The following is a 19,825-nucleotide window of genomic DNA, read 5'->3' on the forward strand; positions in this document are numbered from 1 at the left end:
ATGAAGGTTGCAATTATTTTTGGAAGTAAATCAGATATAGAAAAAATGAAGGGGGCTGCTGATGCCTTAAAGGAATTTGGTGTAGAGTATACTGCTCACGTTCTTTCAGCTCATAGAGTACCTGAAAAGTTAAGCGAAACTTTAAGTGAACTAGAAGTTAGTGGTGTGGAAGTAATTATTGCAGGAGCAGGTCTTGCAGCTCATTTACCAGGGGTAATAGCTTCTCAAACTATACTACCTGTAATTGGGGTACCAATAAAAGCTGCTTTAGATGGATTAGACTCACTTTTATCTATAGTACAAATGCCTAAATCCATACCAGTAGCTACTGTGGCTATTGATAATAGCTATAATGCAGGAATGTTAGCAGTAGAAATATTAAGCATCAAATATGATGATTTAAGAGAAAAGTTAAAAGCTTATAGAGTCAACATGAAAGAAAAGTTTATAAAAGAAAATGGTCAAGGAGTTGAGATATAATGATGTTCCTTGAAGATGATAAATTTAAAGATGAATGTGGAGTTTTTGGAATATATTCTAAGGATAATTTAGATGTGGCTACTATCACCTATTATGGCCTTTATGCTCTTCAGCATAGAGGTCAGGAAAGTGGTGGAATAGCAGTTTCAGATATGAACACTATTAAAATTGAAAAAGGTATGGGATTGGTTAGTGAAATATTTGATGAAAATAAATTAAATAAATTAAAAGGAAACATTGCTATAGGTCATGTAAGGTATTCTACTACAGGGGCAAGTAATATTTTAAATGCACAACCCCTGTTAAGTGAGTTCAAATTAGGATCCCTTGCTATAGCCCACAATGGAAATTTAGTTAATGCAGATATAATTAGGGACTTATTAGAAGATGGGGGATGTGTTTTTCAAACTGCTATAGACTCTGAAGTTGTTATTAATTTAATAGCTAGAGCATATAAAAAGGGAATTGAAAAAGCCTTATTAGATGCGGTGCAAGCTATTAAAGGATCTTATGCTATTGTGATTTTAACAGAAGATAAGTTAATAGGAATAAGAGATCCTTATGGAATTCGCCCATTATGTATAGGAAAAATTGGGGATAGTTATATATTATCTTCAGAAAGCTGTGCTTTAGATTCTATCGGAGGAGAGTTTATAAGAGATGTAGAACCTGGAGAAATGGTGGTAATAGATGAAGATGGATTAAAATCTATTAAATATCACGAAAAAACCAATTGTAAAACTTGTGCCTTTGAATATATATATTTTGCAAGACCAGATACTACTATCGATGGTATAGATGTATATGAGTCAAGAATTAGTGCAGGGCATGAACTATTTAAGGAACATCCTGTTGATGCAGATATAGTAATAGGTGTACCTGATTCAGGGTTGGTTGCTGCCATGGGATTTTCTCAAGCATCAGGAATTCCCTATGGTGTTGGGTTTATAAAAAATAGATATGTGGGTAGAACATTTATTGCTCCCACTCAAGAAATGAGGGAAAAAGCCGTTACTGTAAAACTAAATGTATTAAAGGTAAATGTTCAAGGTAAGAGGGTAGTATTAGTAGATGACTCCATAGTTAGGGGAACTACTAGTAGAAAATTGATATATCTTTTAAAAAGAGCAGGGGCAAAGGAAGTACATTTTAGAATTGCTGCTCCAGTGGTAGAATATCCTTGTTACTTTGGAATAGATACACCACATAGAGATGGACTTATAGGAGCTAGGATGAGCGTAGAAGAAATAAAAAATGAGATAGGCTGTGATTCCTTAGGATATTTAAGCAAGGAAGGTTTATTAAATAGCTTAGGAAAAGAAAAGGGATTTTGTCTTGGATGTTTCGATGGAATATATCCAGTATCGGTGCCTTTAGAAGTATCAAAAGACCATCTTGAAGAAAGGTAGGTATTAATTATGAGTAGTATGTATAGTGAAAGTGGAGTAAATATTGAAGAAGGCTATAAATCAGTTTCTATATACAAAGAACATACTAAAAAAACCATGATTCCTGGTGTTTTAAATGGATTAGGAAGCTTTGCTTCTATGTTTAGATTAAAGGATTTTAAGGATTATAAAGACCCGATTTTAGTATCTGGTACTGATGGAGTAGGTACTAAGCTTGATTTAGCTTTTAGATTAAATAAATATGACACTATTGGAATTGATGCCGTTGCCATGTGCGTTAATGATATATTATGCCATGGGGGTGAACCTATATTTTTTCTAGATTATTTAGCCTGTGGAAAGCTTAATGCAGAAGTGGCAGGAGAAATAGTAAAGGGAGTAACAGAAGGGTGCATTCAAGCCGGTTGCGCTTTAGTAGGTGGAGAAACTGCTGAAATGCCTGGTTTTTATAAAGAAGGAGAATACGATATAGCTGGTTTTGCTGTGGGAGTAGTAGAAAAAGAGGATGTAATTGATGGAAGTGAAATTAGAGAAGGGGACATTTTAATAGGGATAGAATCTTCCGGGGTACATTCCAATGGTTTTTCTTTAGTTAGAAAGTTAATTCCAGATTTAACTATTGATTTAAATGGTAGACCTATAGGAGAAGTTTTACTAACTCCAACTAAGATATATGTAAAGCCTATAATAAAATTAATAAATAACTTTAAGATAAAGGGCATGGCTCACATTACCGGCGGAGGGTTTTATGAAAATATTCCTAGAATGTTTAAAGGAAATTTTACAGCTATAATCCAAAAGGATAAATTACCTATTCCAGAAATCTTTAAGTATATACAAAGTCTAGGAGTACCAGAAAATGAAATGTTCAATACTTTCAATATGGGGACGGGTTTTGTTCTATGTGTAGAAGAGGATAGGGCTGATGACATTATAAACTTCTTAAGCGATGAAGGATTAAAGTCTTATAAAATAGGCCATGTTCAGGCTGGAGGAGAGGATGTATGTATAAAATAGCAGTACTTGTATCAGGCAGCGGTAGTAATCTTCAGGCTTTAATAGACAATATAGAAAGTGGATTTTTAAATTGCAAAATACAGTGTGTTATTAGTGATAAACCAGGGGTTTTTGCTTTAGAGAGAGCTAAAAAGGCTGGTATAGATACTTATGTAGCTGATAAAAAAGAATACAAGGATGAATTAAGCGATAAGATATTAAGCTTAATAGATGGAAAAGTAGATTTAATTGTGCTAGCGGGATATTTATCTATATTAAAAGGAAAGATTATTGAACAGTTTAAAAACAGAGTAATTAATATACATCCTTCTTTAATACCATCCTTTATGGGCAATGGTATGTATGGATTAAAGGTTCATAAAGCTGCCATTGAATATGGAGTAAAGGTTACGGGGTGTACCGTTCATATTGTAGATGAAGGGACAGACACAGGACCTATAATTCTTCAAAGAACAGTGACTGTATTAGAGGGCGACAGTGAAGAAACTCTTCAAAAGAGAGTTTTAGAGGAAGAACACAAAGCTTTATCGGAAGCGGTTAAACTTTATATAGAGGGAAAAATTAAGGTTCAGGGAAGAAAAATATTTGTTATTTAGTGGAGGTGCATTATGATAAAAAGAGCTTTGATAAGTGTTTATTATAAAGATGGAATATTAGAGCTTGGCAGTTTTCTACAGGAAAATAACGTGGAGATTATATCCACTGGAGGGACTTATAAATATTTAAAGGACAATGGAATAAAAGTAATAGACATAAGTGAAGTTACCAATTTCCCAGAGATGTTAGATGGAAGGGTAAAGACATTAAACCCATATATTCATGGGGGAATTCTTGCTATAAGAGATAATGTTAGCCATATGAAAACCATTGAGGAGCATAATATTACAACTATTGATATGGTAGTGGTAAATTTATATCCCTTCTTTGAAAAGGTTAAAGAGGATATAAGCTTTGAAGAAAAAGTAGAGTTTATAGACATTGGTGGACCTACTATGCTTAGAAGTGCGGGGAAAAACTTTAGAGATGTAATAGTTTTATCGGATACTAAGGATTATTCAAAAATAATAGAGGAATTAAGAGAAAAGGGAGAAGTAAATTACGAAACTAGAAAATATTTAGCTGGCAAGGTATTTAATCTAACCTCTGCCTATGATGCAGCCATTAGTAATTTCATGTTAGAAGAAGAATATCCTGAGTACTTAAATTTATCTTATAAAAAAGCTATGGATTTAAGATATGGAGAAAATGGTCATCAAACTGCATCTTATTATGTATCTACAGTAGAAGAGGGTGCTATGAAGGATTTTTGCCAGCTTAACGGAAAAGAACTATCCTATAACAATATTAAAGATATGGATATCGCTTGGAAGGTGGTAAATGAATTTGAAGAAGTAGCCTGCTGTGCGGTAAAACACAATACTCCTTGTGGTGTTGCTTTGGGAGAAAATGCTAGAGAAGCCTACCTGAAAGCTTTTGAGGGTGATCCTATATCCATATTTGGAGGAATAGTTTCCTTTAATAGGGAAGTGGATGAGGATACGGCAAAAGAATTATCAAAGATTTTTTTAGAAATAGTTATAGCACCTGGTTTTTCAGAGGAGGCATTAAAAGTATTAAGTGAAAAGAAAAACTTAAGGGTGATTAAGTGTAACTATAAACCAAAGGATAAATATGAGCTTTCTAAAGTAGATGGTGGAATTTTAGTTCAAAGCGTGGATAACAAGCTTATAGAAGATATAAAGATAGTAACTGAAAAAGCTCCTACAAAAGAGGAGTTAAAAGATATGATTTTTGGTATGAAGGTTGTGAAGTATGTAAAATCCAATGGCATAGTTGTAGTAGAAAAAGGGCAAACTCTTGGCATTGGTGGAGGACAAGTTAATAGGATTTGGGCAGCAAAAGAAGCTTTAGAAAGAGCAAAAGGAGGAGCAATTCTTGCCTCAGATGCATTCTTTCCTTTCAATGATGTAGTAGAAGAGGCCGCAAAATATGGAATTAAAGCTATTATACAACCAGGAGGAGCTATTAAAGACAAGGATTCCATAGATGAATGCAATAAGCTAGGAATTGCCATGGTATTTACAGGAATAAGGCATTTTAAACATTAGGAGGAATTTGATAATGAAGATTTTAATAATAGGTTCTGGTGGAAGAGAACATGCTATAGCTTGGAAGGTTTCACAAAATCCTTCTGTAGAAAAAATATACTGTGCACCTGGAAATGGGGGAACAGCTTTAGAAGAAAAATGTGAAAATATAAATTTAAGGGAAATAGAAGAATTACTCTCCTTTGCATTGGAGGAAAAAATAGATTTAACCATAGTAGGACCAGAAGTGTTTTTATGTGAGGGTATAGTGGATGAATTTAAAGATAAAGGACTTAAAATATTTGGACCTTCAAAAGAAGGAGCTAAACTTGAGGGAAGTAAAAGCTTTGCAAAAGACTTTATGAAAAAATATGGTGTAAAGACCGCAGCTTACGAAGTATTTACTGAGGTTGAAAAGGCTATTAGTTATTTAAAAGAATGTGACTACCCTGTGGTAATTAAGGCTGATGGATTGGCAGCAGGTAAAGGGGTTGTAATTGCTAGTACCTTAGAGGAAGCAGAAGATACAATAAACTCCTTTATACTAGACGATATATTTGAAGGCTCAGGGAAAACCGTAGTTATAGAAGAGTTTCTTCAAGGAGTGGAGGCGTCAATTTTATCCATAACCGATGGAGAAACCATAATACCTTTTATATCTGCTAAGGATCATAAAAAGATTTTTGATGGAGAAAAGGGGCCTAATACTGGTGGCATGGGAGTTATAGCACCAAATCCATATTGCAGCGAAGAGGTAATGAAGGAATTTGAGGAAAATATAATGAAATCTACCCTTAAGGGAATAAAAGAGGAAGGCATAGATTTCATAGGAATTATATTTTTCGGTTTAATGATTACCTCTAAAGGGGTATATCTACTAGAATACAATGTGAGAATGGGGGATCCTGAAACTCAAGGGGTTCTACCACTGATGGAAAGTGATTTTGTAGAATTAATAGAGAGAGCTTTAGATAAAAAACTAAAGGGTTTTAATGTAGAATGGAAAAATCTTAGTTCCTGTTGTGTTACGCTAGTTTCAGGAGGATATCCTGGAGAGTATAAAAAAGGCTTTCCTGTTACCTTAGAAGAGAGGGAAGATGGAGGTAAAAATTTTATTGCAGGAGCAGTATTTAAAGATGGAGAGTTAGTTACATCCGGTGGAAGAGTAGTAAATGTAACTGCTTTAGGAAAAAGCCTTGGAGAAGCTAGAGAGAGGGCTTATTCTAATATTCATAAGGTTCACTTTGAAGGAGCATATTTTAGAAAAGATATAGGGGAAATTTAAGTAAAAATACACGCCAAATTATGTTGTAGGCGTGTATTTTTGTTTTGAATATGCAATTATAGTGTATAATTAATGTAAGAATTAATAAGGATGGGAGGGAGAACTTTGAAAAAGTACCTAGTAAATTTAGAGGGAATTGGAATTCCTAAATACAAAAAAATTGCAATTCATATTAAAAAATTAATAGATGAAAATAAAATAAAAGATGGAGAGAAGCTTCCCCCTATAAGAAAATTAGCGGAAGAATTAAATGTAAACAATGTAACTATTGTTAATGCTTATAATAAATTAGAGAGTGAAGGATACGCTGTTCAGAAGATAGGAAGCGGTACCTATGCTAAGAGAAAAGAAGTGGCAATAAATTTCAAGAAGAAATATAGTAATGTGGTGAGAAGAATAAGCAGTGAAAAGCTTAGAAATTATATAGACTTTTCAGGGGAAGCTGCCAGTAGTGAGCTCTTTTCTGTATCTTCCTTTAAAGAAGTTATTAATAAAGTATTAGATAGAGATGGTACGGAGGCATTAGTTTATCAAGAGGCTCTAGGTTATGAAGGGCTTAGGGAAAGTATAGATAAATATTTTTGGAGAAATAGTGTAGATAGTGATAATATTTTAATTGTTTCAGGTGCACAGCAAGGGATTGATATAGTGTCTAAGGCTTTGATAAATGTAAATGATAATGTAGTAGTTGAAAAGCCAACTTATGGAGGGGCTTTAACAGTCTTTAAGTGGAGGAGAGCAAATGTTGTTGAAATAGAATTACAAGAAGATGGAATGGATTTAGATGAATTAGAAAAAGTTTTGAAGAAAAATAAGATAAAATGTGTTTATATAATGAGTTATTTTCAAAACCCCACAGGAATTAGCTATAGTAGCATTAAGAAAAGAAGATTATTAAATATGGCAGAAATTTATGATTTTTACATTATAGAAGATGATTACTTATCTGAACTAATATATAATGGTGATGAATATGTAAGCTTTAAGAGCATGGACACCAATGATAGGGTCATATATATAAAGAGTTTTTCTAAGATATTTCTTCCAGGTATAAGATTAGGTTATCTTATAAGTCCCCATGATTTTAAAGAAAATATACAAAATTCTAAGGTGAATACAGATATTGCCACCTCTAGCTTAATGCAAAGAGTTTTAGATATGTATATAAAGGACGGAATGTGGAAAGGGCATATAAAGAAGCTAAATGAAATTTACAGAGAGAGGTATGAATTTTTTAGAAATGCCTTAGAGGCTTTAGAAGAATATGTAGATTTTATACTTCCTGGTGGAGGGCTTCACTTTTATGTGAAAATTAAAGAGGGGCTTATAGATAGTATGGAATTGTTTTATCAGTGCGAAAAAGACGGGGTATTAATAACTCCAGGAATAATTTTTTACAAAAACCCTAAAGAAGGAAAAGAGTACTTTAGGCTTAGTTTTTCACAAACGGATTTATATTCTATTGAAAAGGGATTGGGAATAATTAAAAATATATTTAAACAGTGTAAATAGGGAGAGAGAATTTTGAATAAAGGTTTAATAAATTTACAATGGGATAAAATTGAAAGCTATTCTGAAGAAGAAATTACATACTTTTTATTTCTAGAAGGAAAAGGAATTGAAGCTATTTGCAAAATTAGAAATATAACAAAGGAAATAGCTCAAAGTCACATTATAGAAGGGAAAATAAAGTATGGCATATTAGCTAAAAGTGAAAATGAAAAAGAATTATTAAGAAATATTTCTAAAGCAGGTAAAAATGATAAACTAGAAATAATTAATTCTATTGGAGAAGGAATGAAAAATAACCTTATAAATTATATAAAAAATAACTATGTAGAAATGTATCCTAAGGAAAAGGAAACGGCTATATGGATTATTGGAGAATTAAAAGAAATAAGTTGCAAGGATATATTATTGAAGGCTTCTGTTCACAAATTTGTGAATGTAAGAAGAATGGCAATTTCAGCTATGAGTAAAATAGAAGATATAAGTTTAGAAATGCCTTTAATTAGGGCGTTAGAGGATGAAAACCCTCAGGTAGTGCTTTATGCAATAACTGGATTAAGCAAGTTAAATAGTGAAAAAGCCTATGATAAGATAAAAGTAATATTAGAAACTTCACCAAAGGAATATTTAAAAAGAGCGGCTTTAAAATACATGGAGGAATTTGAAAAATGGCGTATTTAACTATTAAAGATGAGGTAAGTTCACAATTTGAAGAAAAAAAATCAATATTTATAGGTCATGCTAAAAGAGTTTATACTGAAGATGAAGCTAAAGAATTTGTGAATAAAATAAAGAGTGAGCATAATCAAGCCACTCATAATGTCTATGCCTATATTATAGGAGAAAATATGGGAATTCAAAGATATAGTGATGATGGAGAACCCCAGGGAACAGCTGGAGTACCAGTATTAGATGTTATTAAGAAAAATGGCATAACTAATACCGCTGTGGTTGTTACAAGGTACTTTGGGGGGATTCTACTAGGAAAAGGAGGACTCGTTAGAGCCTATAGTAAAGGTGCAGCTGAAGCTATTAAGGATGCAGGCGTGGTAGAAAGAGTAAAAGGATATGCACTACATATTTTTATAGATTATGACCTTCTAGGAAAAATTCAGTATTTATGCGGACAAAATAACTGGCATATAGAAGACACTATATATACTGATAAGGTGGAAATCATAATCTTATGTACAGAAGATTCAGGAGAAATAATAAAAAAGGAAGTAGTTCAGTGTACTTCAGGAAAAGGTGAATTCACAAAAGATGAAGAGAGATATTATTTCAAAATTGAAAATAGATTATATGAAGAATAAAAATTTGAGTTTATATAGGGCAATATGGTATAATATTTTCGGTTTTTAGAAAAATTACGTAGTAATTTTTCAGATATCTAGATAACTAGATTTTTAGATTTATAGATATTGTGAAAACTCCTGAGGAGTTTTATTATTAAAGAAATTCCGTGAGAATTTCCCCATTATCTAATCATCTAAACATCTATGGATCTAAACATCTGAAAAGTTGCGTCGCAACTTTTAAAGTTTAAGGAGGAGAAAAATATGTCAGGACATTCTAAGTGGCATAATATACAAAATAAAAAGGGGAAAGCAGATGCTAAGAGAGGGAAGATATTCACTAAAATAGGGAAAGAATTAGCTCTTGCATCTAAAAATGGTGGTGCTAATCCTGAAACTAATAGTAAGTTAAGAGACGTTATTGCAAAAGCAAAAGCAAATAATATGCCTCAAGATACTATGATGAGAGCAATCAAAAAGGGCGCTGGAGAATTAGAAAACGTAAATTATGAAGAAATAACTTATGAAGGATATGGTCCTTTTGGAGTTGCAGTAATAGTAGCTGCTTTAACTGATAATAAAAATAGAACAGCAGGTAATGTAAGACCAGCTTTCACAAAATTCGGTGGAAACCTTGGAGCTAATGGTTGTGTAGGATGGATGTTCCAACAAAAAGGACAAATAGTAATTGAAAGAAAAGAAGATATGGATGAAGAAGAAATAATGATGGCAGCAATAGAAGCTGGAGCAGAAGACTTTCAACCATCAGAAGAAGTATTTGAAATAATAACTTCCGTTGAAGATTTTGGAGGGGTAAGAGAAACTTTAGAGGGAATGGGCTTTGAGTTCTTATCAGCGGAGTTTACAATGATTCCAGATACTACAGTTAGTCTTTCTATGGAAGAATCTGAAACTATACAAAAACTTATAGATAAACTAGAAGATGATGATGATGTTCAAAACGTTTGGCATAATGGAGAATTCCCAGAAGAATTCGAAGGGTAAGAAGTTCCTCAATGAGGAATTTCTTTTTTTTATTTAAAATTATTAAATAAAAAGGAATTTATTTATTTTTGTAGAATAAAAATAAATAAGGAATGAGGTGAAGCTATGTTAGACTTAAATGTACAGTGGCAGAATATAAAAGTTGTGAATATTCAAAAAAATGACGTAGATGATATAAAAAAATGGCTTTATAAACAGAGTGAATTTGCGGAAGAAAGTGTATATCCCATAGAAGTAAGCGAATTGTACGATAGATTTTTAGAATATTATATAAGTGAAAATGAATTTTTTAGTAAAATACAGTTTGAAAACAAGACCATAGGTATACTGAAAGGAAGAGTGGAATTTAAAAACCCCTCAGAGGCCTGGATATGGTGTTTAATGATAGATTATGAATATAGAGGAAAAGGTATTGGAAGTAGAGTAATTGATGAGGTTAATAGTTATTTAAATAGAGAATATAATATAGAGTATTTTTATACAACAGTTATGAGAGATAGTTTCAGAACCATAGAATTTCTTAAAAAAAACGGATACAAAATTAAAAGAGTTTCTAAAAATTATTATGACATAAATGGCAAACAAATGGATATGCTCATTTTAAAAAAATAATTTGGAGGGGATTTGAGTGGACAAGAATCTTTTATGGTATTTAGAGAAGAAAGTTCAAAGGACTATTGAAGGATTAAAGAAAAATAATATGGAAGGATATTATGTTAAAGATGAAGTAGAGTTAAAAGAAAAGTTAAAGGAATTGTTAAAACAAAATTCAACAGTTACAGTTGGTGGCTCAATGACTTTGTTTGAAACAGGAGTCATTGATTACTTAAGAAGTGGAGAATATAATTTTTTAGATAGATATGATGAGGAATTATCTCCAGCGGACCTAAAGAAACTATATAGGGATGCTATTTCAGCAGATACCTATATTTGTAGTACAAATGCTTTGACTGAATCAGGTGAGCTATATAACATTGATGGGAGAGGCAATAGAGTGGCAGCAATGATGTTTGGTCCTGATCAAGTAATTATAATAGCAGGAGTTAATAAGATAGTAAAAAATCTAGAGGAAGCAGAAACTAGAATTAAAACATTAGCTGCTCCTGTGAATGCAAGAAGACTTAATAAAAACACCACTTGCGCTAAGTTAGGATATTGTGCTGAATGCACTACAGACGAAAGAATATGCAGTGCCTATGTAGTTTTAAAAAGACAGCTAATTAAAGGAAGAATAAAAGTAATAATTGTTGGTAAAGAATTAGGGTATTAATTATAAGGGTATTAAGTGTACTGCTTAATACCCTCTTTTATGAAAATACATTGTTATACGATTAAAATACATAAAAGTTCTATAAATAAATAGATAATTCTTAAAAATTTCTTAAATATTGTTGACTTTATATTACAATTTCAATTATAATGGAAGAGGTGCTGAATCTTAAGATTATCTTAAGTACGGAGGAACCAGTTAAAAAGGGGTTAATCTTAGCAATATATTAATACTGCTAAGTAGGGTAACCTTTGCCCGAACCCGTCAGCTAACTTCGGAGGCAGGAAAGGTGGAAGAAAATGAATTTTTCAAGACAAAAGTTAAGTTCAATTGCAGTGTTTTTTCTATTATTTCTAGGATTGACAATAATAAGAGTAGATTTTGTAAAAGCAGATGCAACTATTGATTTAAACAGCAAAGGAATGGCAGTAAGATCAGCTACAGTGAAAACAGACAAAGTTATAATAGTTCCAAAGAAAAATGATGAGTCAAAGGGCTCTAATTCGGCGTCAGGAATGTCGGTTTCATACAGTAGAGGTGGAAGTGGAAGAAGTGATGTTGTGTCCTATGCCTATAATTTTTTAGGTAGACCCTATGTATGGGGAGCAGCAGGACCAAAAGCTTTCGACTGTTCAGGTTTCACTCAGTATGTTTACGCTGCATTTGGAGTAGGAATGGGTCACTATACAGGAACACAGTTCGGAGTTGGACAATCGGTTAAGAAAAGTGAATTGTTAGCAGGTGACTTAGTGTTTTTTAATACATATGGTAGTATATCCCATGTTGGTATATACATAGGGGGAGGACAATTTATTCATGCCTCTTCAGGAAGTGGAAAAGTTACCATAAGTGATCTTTCAGGAAGTTATTATGTTTCTAGATATGCAGGTGCTAGAAGAATACTTAGATAATTATTTGCCCCACAAATTATGTGGGGTTTATTTTTTAGTGTCATAAAAATCCCAAGTTATAAATATTATTTATAGAGATAATATTTTAAAACGGGGTGATGAAAATAAGATACACTAGATATGATATAAAAAGAAAAAAGAAAAACAAAGCTATTTCTTTTATTATTACGTTTATATTCATGATTTCATTAGTCTTCGCGGGAGGAGTTATTCTAAAAAATATAAAAGATAAGACTTCTACCACTGAAAAAGAAAATAAAATAGGAATTAATGATGATAAAAAGGATAAGGAAGTAGTTTTTACAAAGGGTGAGATTGTCAAATATGCTGCCGTTCAAGGCGGTATGTTCAAGAATGAAGAGTATGCAAAGGAAAATAAAAATAAATTAGTACCCTTTGGAAGTCCCTTTGTAGTAACGGAAGGGGAATTTAAAAGAGTAATTCTAGGAGTATATGGTGAGGAAGAAAGTAAAAAGATTATTGAAGAATTAGCAAAGGAAAAAATAGAGAGTTCTAGATTAATACTTCAAATAACATATAACGAGGCTTCTGATTTTCAAAGAGCTCAAATAGTAAATGCATATTTGCAGATATTAAGTAAATTAGGTGAAAAAAATGTTAAGTCTATACAAACAAAAGAGCTGAAGGCATGGGTTGCTTCATTGAATGGAATAGATAAGTCAGGCAAAAACATAGAAAAGTTAAATGAAATAAAAAATAAAGTACAATCTCTTCCAGAACAAATATATAAGGAGAATCTAGAAGAAAATTATATATTTCTATACAATTATTTGAATAAAGTAGATTAAAAGTAGACAGCCTATTGCTCATAAATTTGAGTGAAATGGCTGTTTTAATTTGCAAAAAAATTATTAACAATGTAGTATACATACTTGTTAATGAATTATATAAATGATAAACTATATAAGGTAAATGATATATTTTTTTATAATTTGGCAATAATAACTAAAAACTGATATAGGAAGTGGAAAAATGAGAATTATTTTAGCATCAGCTTCAGAAAGAAGAAAAGAGTTATTAAATAGAATACTATCAGACTTTGAGGTTATAGTAAGCCAATTCGATGAAGACTTAGTACCTTATGATGGAAATACTTCTTCTTATGTAGAGAAACTTGCAAAAGGAAAATGCATGAATGTAGCACATAGTACAGAAGAATATGATACTGTAATTATTGCATGTGATACAGTAGTGTCATTAAAGGACAAAGTTTTAGGAAAACCAAAAAACAAAGAAGAAGCTTTTCAAATGCTTAGAGAATTAAGTGGAAATGTTCATCATGTTTATTCAGGTCTTTGCGTTTATAATAAAAAAAATAACTCTATCATTACTAAAAGTGTATGTACGGAAGTTAAATTCTCTTCCCTTTCCGATGAACTAATAGAAAAATACATAGAAAGTGAAGAACCTTTCGATAAAGCAGGAGCCTATGGAATTCAAGGCTTTGCAGGAATATTTGTAGAAGAAATTAATGGGTGTTACTACAATGTGGTAGGGCTTCCCATAAATACTTTGTATTTCGTTTTAAAGGAGATGGGGGTAAATCTTTAAAAGGGAGTAGTTGAATGAAAGAGAACTTGAAATTAAAAGATTTACCAAAGAACGAAAGACCCAGGGAAAGGCTTTTAAGATATGGAAGCAAAAGTCTTTCTAATATTGAACTATTAGCAATTTTATTAAGAACTGGTAGTAAGAGTGAAAATATTTTAAATTTATGTGGAAGAATAATAGAAATTTCTGGAGGCTTAAACGGAGTTTTAGAATTATCTAGAGAAGAATTAATGCAAATTAATGGTGTTGGAGAGGCTAAAGTATGTCAACTTTTAGCTCTATCAGAGTTGTTTAAAAGATTTAAGTCTTTTAAGTCGGGAGATAGCTATAAAATAACTAAACCTAATGATGCGGCTTATTTAGTTATGGAAGAAATGAGATATTTAAAGCAAGAATATATTAAATTAATTATGTTAAACACGAAAAATGCTGTTATTAAAATTAAGGATATATTTATAGGAAGTCTCAATAGCTCTATTCTTCATCCAAGAGAAATATTTTCTGAAGCAATAAAAAATAATAGTTCATCAATAATAATTTGTCATAATCATCCTTCTGGTGATCCATTACCAAGTAATGAAGATATTAACATTACCAAGAGAATAAAGGAATGTGGTAAAATTATTGGTATAGACTTATTGGATCATATAATAATTGGAGATGGAGTTTATATAAGTTTAAAAGAAAAAGATATGATGTGATTGAAAGGAGAAATGTTAATGGGAATGTTTGGAATATCTAAAGATATGGGAATAGATTTAGGGACAGCTAATACTTTAATATATGTAAAAGGAAAAGGTGTTGTTTTAAGAGAGCCTTCTGTTGTTGCTATTAATAGTGATACAAAGAGAGTTTTAGCAGTAGGTGAGGAAGCGAAGCAAATGATAGGAAGAACACCTGGAAATATAGTGGCTATAAGACCTTTAAGAGATGGGGTAATTGCGGATTTTGATGTTACTCAGACAATGCTTAAGAAATTTATTGAAAAAGTAAGTGCAAAAAGTGCTTTTACAAGTCCAAGATTAGTAGTGTGTTTCCCGTCTGGAGTTACAGAGGTAGAAAAAAGAGCCATAGAAGCTGCTGCAAAGCAAGCAGGAGCTAGAGAGGTATTGCTTATGGAAGAACCTATGGCAGCGGCAATAGGAGCGGGACTTCCAGTTAATGAGCCTACAGGAAGCATGATAGTTGATATTGGAGGAGGTACTACAGAAGTTGCAATTATTTCCTTAGGGGGAATAGTAACTAGTAAATCCTTAAGAGTTGCAGGAGATGAATTTGACCAAGCAATAATAAGCTACATTAAAAAGAATTTTAATTTAATGGTTGGAGAAAGAACAGCTGAGAATGTAAAAATTCAATTAGGATCAGCGTATGATGTTGGAGAAAACGAAATAATTCAAATAAGAGGTAGAGACTTAATAAGTGGTTTGCCTAAGGTTATAGAGATTTCAGAAAATGAAGTAAGAGAAGCTTTATCAGAACCGATAGCTTCCATTATAGAAGCTATAAAAAGCACCTTAGAAAAAACACCACCAGAACTGGCTTCAGATATTATGGATAAAGGAATAATGCTTGCAGGTGGAGGAGCCTCACTTAAAGGATTAGATATACTTATTAATAAAGAAACCCACATGCCCGTTCACATAGCAGATGCTTCTATAGATTGTGTTGCCATAGGAGCAGGGAAAGCATTAGATACTTTAGACCAATTATTAGGTAGCAAGAGAAAAAGATAAATATGGGCTTTTTAAAAAACAAACTGGCAGTAACTATAATTGTACTGTCAGTTACATTTTTAAGTTTAATTAACTATAGTGCTAAGAAGAACAAGGTGTCTTTTGTGGAAAATGGTGTGGGAACTACTATAAATCCTGTGCAAGGATTTTTCTATAATTTTAATACTAAAATTAAAGGGTTTACTGGTTTTATAACTAACTTTTCTGAGGTTAAAAAAGAAAATGAAGAGTTAAAAAAAAGAAATTTAGAATTAGAAGATAAAGAAAAAGATTATGATGTACTAAAATCGGAAAATGAAAGACTTAGAGAAATGTTGAATTTTAAGAATCAAAATTCTCAATACAATTATATAGGCTGTGATATTATTGGTAAAAGCGGAGGAACATTTCTAGAAGAATTAATTATTAATAAAGGTAGAAAAGATGGAGTTGAAAAACAAATGGTGGTTCTCACAAAGGATGGACTAGTTGGTCAAGTGGCTTCCATAGGAGATAATTGGGCAATAATTCAAACCTTGTCTAGTGAGAATATAGCGGTTACAGGCATAGTACAAAGATCTAGGGAGAGCGTAGGAGTAGTTAAGGGATATAAGGATAGTAGGAATAAAAAACTAGCTAAACTTTATTATCTACCATTAGACTCTGATATTAAAGTTGGGGATTCCATATTGACATCAGGAAGTACTCTATATCCAAAAGGCATTAAAATAGGGAATGTTGTAGATGTGGAAGAAGATAAAGGTAAGGTTATGAAAAATGCTCTTATACAACCTTTTGTTGATTTTTCTAAATTAGAAGAGGTTTTTATAGTAATTCCTAAAAATAAATTAGATATAAAGTATTAGGTGATTGACATGAAAAAGATAGCAACATTATTTTTTATAACACTTATTCTTTTTATTGCAGACAATTCAATAATCCCTTTTTTATCTATTGGCGGGTATATTCCTAGTCTTGTTTTTGTATTTGTTATAAATTACTCAATTATAAATGGAAGTCATGAAGGCTTATGGCTTGGTGCTTATGCAGGTTTATTACAGGATGTTTATTTTAATAATGTTTTAGGAGTAAATGCTTTTGCCAATATGATTTGTTGTGTTATAGCAGGGTATATTGGTATAAATATATTTAAGGAAAAAATTTTAATTCCAGTGGTATCCACTTTTCTTTTAAGTATATTTAAAGGATTAATTCTATTTATATTATTATATATTGTTAAAGTAAATACTTCATTGAGAAGTATCTTAGTTAATTCTTTATATAATATGCTTTTGTCTATTGTAGCATATAGATTTATATTTAAGTTGTGTAGCAAAGATTTTATGGAGAAAAGATGGAAATTTTAAAGGAATGGTGAAGTATGAAAGATAAAAAAACAAAGTTTAATAGATTTACAGCCTTCTTTCTTATAATAGCTGTAATATACTCCATTCTGGTTACAAAATTGGGAATACTTCAAATAAAAAACACCGAATATTATAAGGAAAGGGCAAATGCTACGGCTATAACAGAAGTTCCTGATTCAGCTCCTAGAGGACCTATAATAGATAAGAAAGGTTCCCTATTAGCTACGAATATTCAAAGTTATATATTGGTATATAACGAAACTAGTGATAATAAAAAGTACTTTTTTGAAACTATGGATAAGGTGTTTAAACTTTTAGATGAAAATGGTGAAAAAATTCAAGATGATTTTGAACTGAAAATTAATCCTTTTAGATTTGAATTTAAAACAAATGATGCAGATGCAAGAAAAATATTAGAAGTTAGATTTAAGAGAGATAGAGGATTAAACGAAGCTATTGAGAAAAAGTTATTTCCAGATAAAAAAGATTCCTTTACTAATGAAGAGATAAAAAGAGTAAATGAAGAATTATTAAAAATTACTCCGGAAGAAACTTATAAATTATTGATAGAAGGATATAAAATTTATCCGAAAGAAGATTTTAAAAATCTTTTAGAACAATATAGAATTACTCCAGAAGAAGCTTACACTATAATGATTAAGAGGTTTAATATTAAGGATACTGCAGGGTTTAAAAAAAGGGCGGAAGAGTACAAAAGTAGTAAAGTTAAAGATAGACCAGAAATTTTACAAAGCATTATTATTGACTATAGTGTAGATAAAATTAAATATCCATTAGAAAAGGAGAGGAAGTATCTTATTATAAAAGATACAATGAAAATGCAGAGCTTTTCAGGATACAAGCCTGTGATTATAGGAAATAACATTAAAAAGGAAGCGGCTTTTGCTTTTTCAGAGAGATTAAATGATCTTCCAGGAATAGATGTTACTACTCAACCGGTAAGATATTACCCAAATGGAGAGTTAGGATCAGCATTTCTTGGGTATATTTCAAAAATTAGCGGAGAAGTAGAGAGATATAAAGAAAAAGGATATGATGTTAGTACGGATTATGTAGGAGTTGCAGGATTAGAATCAGTTTTTGAGGACAGATTAAAGGGTTCAAAGGGTGGAAGGATTGTTAAGCTAAATAAACAAGGAAGAATCATCGAAGAATTAGGAAGAAGAGAACCTTATCCAGGGCAGACTATGAAACTTACTATTGATAATGGGGTTCAGCTAGCTGCAGAAAAAACCTTGGATAAGGTAATGGAAAACTTAAGAAAAAATCCTAATCAAAGTTATGATGGGGTTATTACTGCCAATGCTACAAGAGGTGCAGCGGTAGTTGTGGATGTAAAGACTGGAGGAGTTATAGCACTAGCTAGTAGACCTGGTTTTGATCCTAACATTTTTTCCATACCAGGAAAGCTAACCAGTGATTTATACAATAAGTTTTTCAATCCTAATTATGAGGAGTTTGCTAAAAACTATATTAGTAATAGAGGACTAAATATTGAAGTAGATTCATTATTTCCCAGCGTAAAAACAAAGGACGGAAATTCTATGAGAAAAGATGAGTACGATATATATCCAAAGCCTTTTTTTAATTACGCAACTTCTTCCTTTACAGCACCAGGTTCTACTTTTAAACCATTAACGGCAATAGCAGGTCTAGAAGAGAATGTTTTAGGACCAAATGAAAGAATATATGACAATTTAGTTTATACTAAATACGGATACAGGGGTAGAAGCTGGAATGCCGTTAGTAAGGGAAATATTGATGTAGTGGAAGCACTAGCTTATTCTAACAACTATTTTTTCTATGAAGTGGGAGATAGATTGTATAATAAAGGATTAGATACTTTAGCGGAATATGCTTGGAAGTTTGGACTAGGAGCACCTCATGATGTTGATAAGCCTACTACGGGTATAGAGATACCAGAGTTGTTTGGCCAGGTATTTAATGTTCAAACAGAAAAAAATAAAGCTTCAAATATACTTATATGGTCTCTATACGATGAGCTATTTCAACTTAAAAAGAGCATTGATTTAAGAGTTAGAGCTGAGGATAGTAAAGAAATAGAAGACATGAAGAAAGATATTCAAAGTACTATAATAAAGCATATGAGATATAGAAATGTAACTAATTTTTCAGAGGTTTTAAAATCAAAGTTAAAGGAGTTAGTTCAAAAAGCCCCTACAATGAGTAGTAAGAACTTTACTGACGGAGATATATCTTCTGTAATGAGTAAGGTTTATAAATATGTTTATGCTGTAGAAGAGGAAGCTTTAAGACCAGGTAATGTATATAATGCTTCAATTGGTCAGGGTTCTAATAACTTTACACCATTACAATTGGCTAATTTTGCAGCAATGATAGCTAATGGAGGAACAAGATATAAATTACATCTTATAGATAAATTTTTAGACTCCGAGGGAAATGTAATTCAAGAAGTTAAACCAGAAATACTAGACAAAGTAACGCTTAAGCCTGAAACTCTTAAAGCTGTCAGGGAAGGCATGTTTGCGGTTACATCTTTTGATGAGGGTACAGGTTCTTCGGTACTTGGAGATTTCCCTATACCTACAGCAGGTAAAACAGGTTCGTCCACTTCTAGTGAAAATCAAGAAAGAGTAGGAAGAACGTCATCTGGCTTGTATATAGGATATGCCCCTTATGACAATCCGCAAATTGCTGTTTGTGTTATAGTCTTTGATGGTGGTCATGGAGGTTATGTTACTCCTGTAGCTAAGGCTATTTATGAGGCGTATTTTAAAGAAGAGTTAAGTAAAATAAACTATAAATTTGAACATGTTAATTGATGATAAAGGCGTATACTTTCTTTGTATATGCCTTTATTTAAAAAATAATATAATAAATAGAAGGAATTAGGCAATATT

The 19,825-nt window shown here is 31.8% G+C and carries 20 protein-coding genes and 1 riboswitch; all 20 genes read left to right on the forward strand.

Annotated features, from left to right (window positions below; all coding sequences use genetic code 11):
- Positions 1–480, forward strand: coding sequence for a 5-(carboxyamino)imidazole ribonucleotide mutase (gene purE, locus ABDZ69_RS02840; protein WP_343766322.1), 480 nt, complete (start codon positions 1–3; stop codon positions 478–480).
- Positions 480–1,889, forward strand: a complete 1,410-nt coding sequence (purF, locus tag ABDZ69_RS02845; RefSeq protein WP_343766324.1) for an amidophosphoribosyltransferase — start codon at positions 480–482, stop codon at positions 1,887–1,889. The genes purE and purF overlap by 1 nt, the downstream gene beginning before the upstream one ends.
- A gap of 18 nt (positions 1,890–1,907) precedes the next feature.
- Positions 1,908–2,906 (forward strand): phosphoribosylformylglycinamidine cyclo-ligase, encoded by a 999-nt coding sequence (purM, locus tag ABDZ69_RS02850; RefSeq protein WP_425544638.1) that lies wholly within the window; start codon positions 1,908–1,910, stop codon positions 2,904–2,906.
- Positions 2,894–3,502, forward strand: coding sequence for a phosphoribosylglycinamide formyltransferase (gene purN, locus ABDZ69_RS02855; protein WP_343766330.1), 609 nt, complete (start codon positions 2,894–2,896; stop codon positions 3,500–3,502). The genes purM and purN overlap by 13 nt, the downstream gene beginning before the upstream one ends.
- A 12-nt stretch (positions 3,503–3,514) precedes the next feature.
- A complete protein-coding gene (gene purH, locus ABDZ69_RS02860) occupies positions 3,515–5,014 on the forward strand; it encodes a bifunctional phosphoribosylaminoimidazolecarboxamide formyltransferase/IMP cyclohydrolase (RefSeq protein ID WP_343766333.1) in 1,500 nt (499 codons plus the stop codon).
- 13 nt (positions 5,015–5,027) lie between these two features.
- The gene (purD, locus tag ABDZ69_RS02865; protein WP_343766336.1) at positions 5,028–6,278 is read left to right on the forward strand and encodes a phosphoribosylamine--glycine ligase; all 1,251 of its coding nucleotides are present in this window, start codon (positions 5,028–5,030) and stop codon (positions 6,276–6,278) included.
- Positions 6,279–6,383: 105 nt separating this feature from the next.
- Complete coding sequence (gene pdxR, locus ABDZ69_RS02870) at positions 6,384–7,790, forward strand: MocR-like pyridoxine biosynthesis transcription factor PdxR (RefSeq protein WP_343766339.1); 1,407 nt, start codon at positions 6,384–6,386, stop codon at positions 7,788–7,790.
- 12 nt (positions 7,791–7,802) lie between these two features.
- Positions 7,803–8,468, forward strand: coding sequence for a HEAT repeat domain-containing protein (locus tag ABDZ69_RS02875; RefSeq protein ID WP_343766342.1), 666 nt, complete (start codon positions 7,803–7,805; stop codon positions 8,466–8,468).
- Positions 8,456–9,100 (forward strand): YigZ family protein, encoded by a 645-nt coding sequence (locus tag ABDZ69_RS02880; protein WP_343766345.1) that lies wholly within the window; start codon positions 8,456–8,458, stop codon positions 9,098–9,100. Before ABDZ69_RS02875 ends, ABDZ69_RS02880 begins: the two co-directional genes overlap by 13 nt.
- Before the next feature lie 246 nt (positions 9,101–9,346).
- Positions 9,347–10,087 (forward strand): YebC/PmpR family DNA-binding transcriptional regulator, encoded by a 741-nt coding sequence (locus ABDZ69_RS02885; protein ID WP_343766347.1) that lies wholly within the window; start codon positions 9,347–9,349, stop codon positions 10,085–10,087.
- A 105-nt stretch (positions 10,088–10,192) separates the two neighbouring features.
- Positions 10,193–10,699, forward strand: a complete 507-nt coding sequence (locus tag ABDZ69_RS02890; protein WP_343766350.1) for a GNAT family N-acetyltransferase — start codon at positions 10,193–10,195, stop codon at positions 10,697–10,699.
- A 16-nt stretch (positions 10,700–10,715) separates the two neighbouring features.
- Positions 10,716–11,357, forward strand: a complete 642-nt coding sequence (locus tag ABDZ69_RS02895) for a lactate utilization protein (protein WP_343766352.1) — start codon at positions 10,716–10,718, stop codon at positions 11,355–11,357.
- Positions 11,358–11,506: 149 nt separating this feature from the next.
- Positions 11,507–11,655: riboswitch (cyclic di-AMP (ydaO/yuaA leader) on the forward strand.
- Between the two features lies 1 nt (position 11,656).
- Positions 11,657–12,268, forward strand: a complete 612-nt coding sequence (locus ABDZ69_RS02900; protein ID WP_343766356.1) for a C40 family peptidase — start codon at positions 11,657–11,659, stop codon at positions 12,266–12,268.
- 98 nt (positions 12,269–12,366) lie between these two features.
- Entirely contained in the window at positions 12,367–13,077 is a 711-nt protein-coding gene (locus ABDZ69_RS02905) for a hypothetical protein (RefSeq protein ID WP_343766359.1), read from the forward strand.
- 184 nt (positions 13,078–13,261) lie between these two features.
- Positions 13,262–13,840 carry a Maf-like protein gene (locus ABDZ69_RS02910; protein ID WP_343766362.1) on the forward strand — a complete coding sequence of 193 codons (579 nt, stop codon included), beginning with the start codon at positions 13,262–13,264 and terminating at the stop codon, positions 13,838–13,840.
- A 14-nt stretch (positions 13,841–13,854) separates the two neighbouring features.
- Complete coding sequence (radC, locus tag ABDZ69_RS02915; protein ID WP_343766364.1) at positions 13,855–14,541, forward strand: RadC family protein; 687 nt, start codon at positions 13,855–13,857, stop codon at positions 14,539–14,541.
- Between the two features lie 18 nt (positions 14,542–14,559).
- Entirely contained in the window at positions 14,560–15,576 is a 1,017-nt protein-coding gene (locus ABDZ69_RS02920; RefSeq protein ID WP_343766366.1) for a rod shape-determining protein, read from the forward strand.
- Positions 15,577–15,578: 2 nt separating this feature from the next.
- Complete coding sequence (mreC, locus tag ABDZ69_RS02925) at positions 15,579–16,421, forward strand: rod shape-determining protein MreC (RefSeq protein ID WP_343766368.1); 843 nt, start codon at positions 15,579–15,581, stop codon at positions 16,419–16,421.
- Between the two features lie 9 nt (positions 16,422–16,430).
- Entirely contained in the window at positions 16,431–16,922 is a 492-nt protein-coding gene (gene mreD / locus ABDZ69_RS02930) for a rod shape-determining protein MreD (protein WP_343766371.1), read from the forward strand.
- Between the two features lie 14 nt (positions 16,923–16,936).
- Positions 16,937–19,747: a penicillin-binding transpeptidase domain-containing protein gene (locus ABDZ69_RS02935; protein ID WP_343766374.1), complete on the forward strand. Its 2,811-nt coding sequence runs from the start codon at positions 16,937–16,939 to the stop codon at positions 19,745–19,747.
- The last annotated feature ends 78 nt before the right edge of the window (positions 19,748–19,825 follow it).

The sequence above is a fragment of the Clostridium malenominatum genome (assembly GCF_039521365.1).
Classification (GTDB): domain Bacteria; phylum Bacillota; class Clostridia; order Clostridiales; family Clostridiaceae; genus Clostridium_AW; species Clostridium_AW malenominatum.

Coding starts and splice junctions, on each gene's coding strand:
- purE (WP_343766322.1), top strand. CDS start 1: ATGAAGGTTGCAATTATTTTTGGAAGTAAATCAGATATAGAAAAAATG.
- purF (WP_343766324.1), top strand. CDS start 480: ATGATGTTCCTTGAAGATGATAAATTTAAAGATGAATGTGGAGTTTTT.
- purM (WP_425544638.1), top strand. CDS start 1,908: ATGTATAGTGAAAGTGGAGTAAATATTGAAGAAGGCTATAAATCAGTT.
- purN (WP_343766330.1), top strand. CDS start 2,894: ATGTATAAAATAGCAGTACTTGTATCAGGCAGCGGTAGTAATCTTCAG.
- purH (WP_343766333.1), top strand. CDS start 3,515: ATGATAAAAAGAGCTTTGATAAGTGTTTATTATAAAGATGGAATATTA.
- purD (WP_343766336.1), top strand. CDS start 5,028: ATGAAGATTTTAATAATAGGTTCTGGTGGAAGAGAACATGCTATAGCT.
- ABDZ69_RS02880 (WP_343766345.1), top strand. CDS start 8,456: ATGGCGTATTTAACTATTAAAGATGAGGTAAGTTCACAATTTGAAGAA.
- ABDZ69_RS02885 (WP_343766347.1), top strand. CDS start 9,347: ATGTCAGGACATTCTAAGTGGCATAATATACAAAATAAAAAGGGGAAA.
- ABDZ69_RS02890 (WP_343766350.1), top strand. CDS start 10,193: ATGTTAGACTTAAATGTACAGTGGCAGAATATAAAAGTTGTGAATATT.
- ABDZ69_RS02900 (WP_343766356.1), top strand. CDS start 11,657: ATGAATTTTTCAAGACAAAAGTTAAGTTCAATTGCAGTGTTTTTTCTA.
- ABDZ69_RS02905 (WP_343766359.1), top strand. CDS start 12,367: ATGAAAATAAGATACACTAGATATGATATAAAAAGAAAAAAGAAAAAC.
- ABDZ69_RS02910 (WP_343766362.1), top strand. CDS start 13,262: ATGAGAATTATTTTAGCATCAGCTTCAGAAAGAAGAAAAGAGTTATTA.
- radC (WP_343766364.1), top strand. CDS start 13,855: ATGAAAGAGAACTTGAAATTAAAAGATTTACCAAAGAACGAAAGACCC.
- ABDZ69_RS02920 (WP_343766366.1), top strand. CDS start 14,560: ATGGGAATGTTTGGAATATCTAAAGATATGGGAATAGATTTAGGGACA.
- mreC (WP_343766368.1), top strand. CDS start 15,579: ATGGGCTTTTTAAAAAACAAACTGGCAGTAACTATAATTGTACTGTCA.
- mreD (WP_343766371.1), top strand. CDS start 16,431: ATGAAAAAGATAGCAACATTATTTTTTATAACACTTATTCTTTTTATT.
- ABDZ69_RS02935 (WP_343766374.1), top strand. CDS start 16,937: ATGAAAGATAAAAAAACAAAGTTTAATAGATTTACAGCCTTCTTTCTT.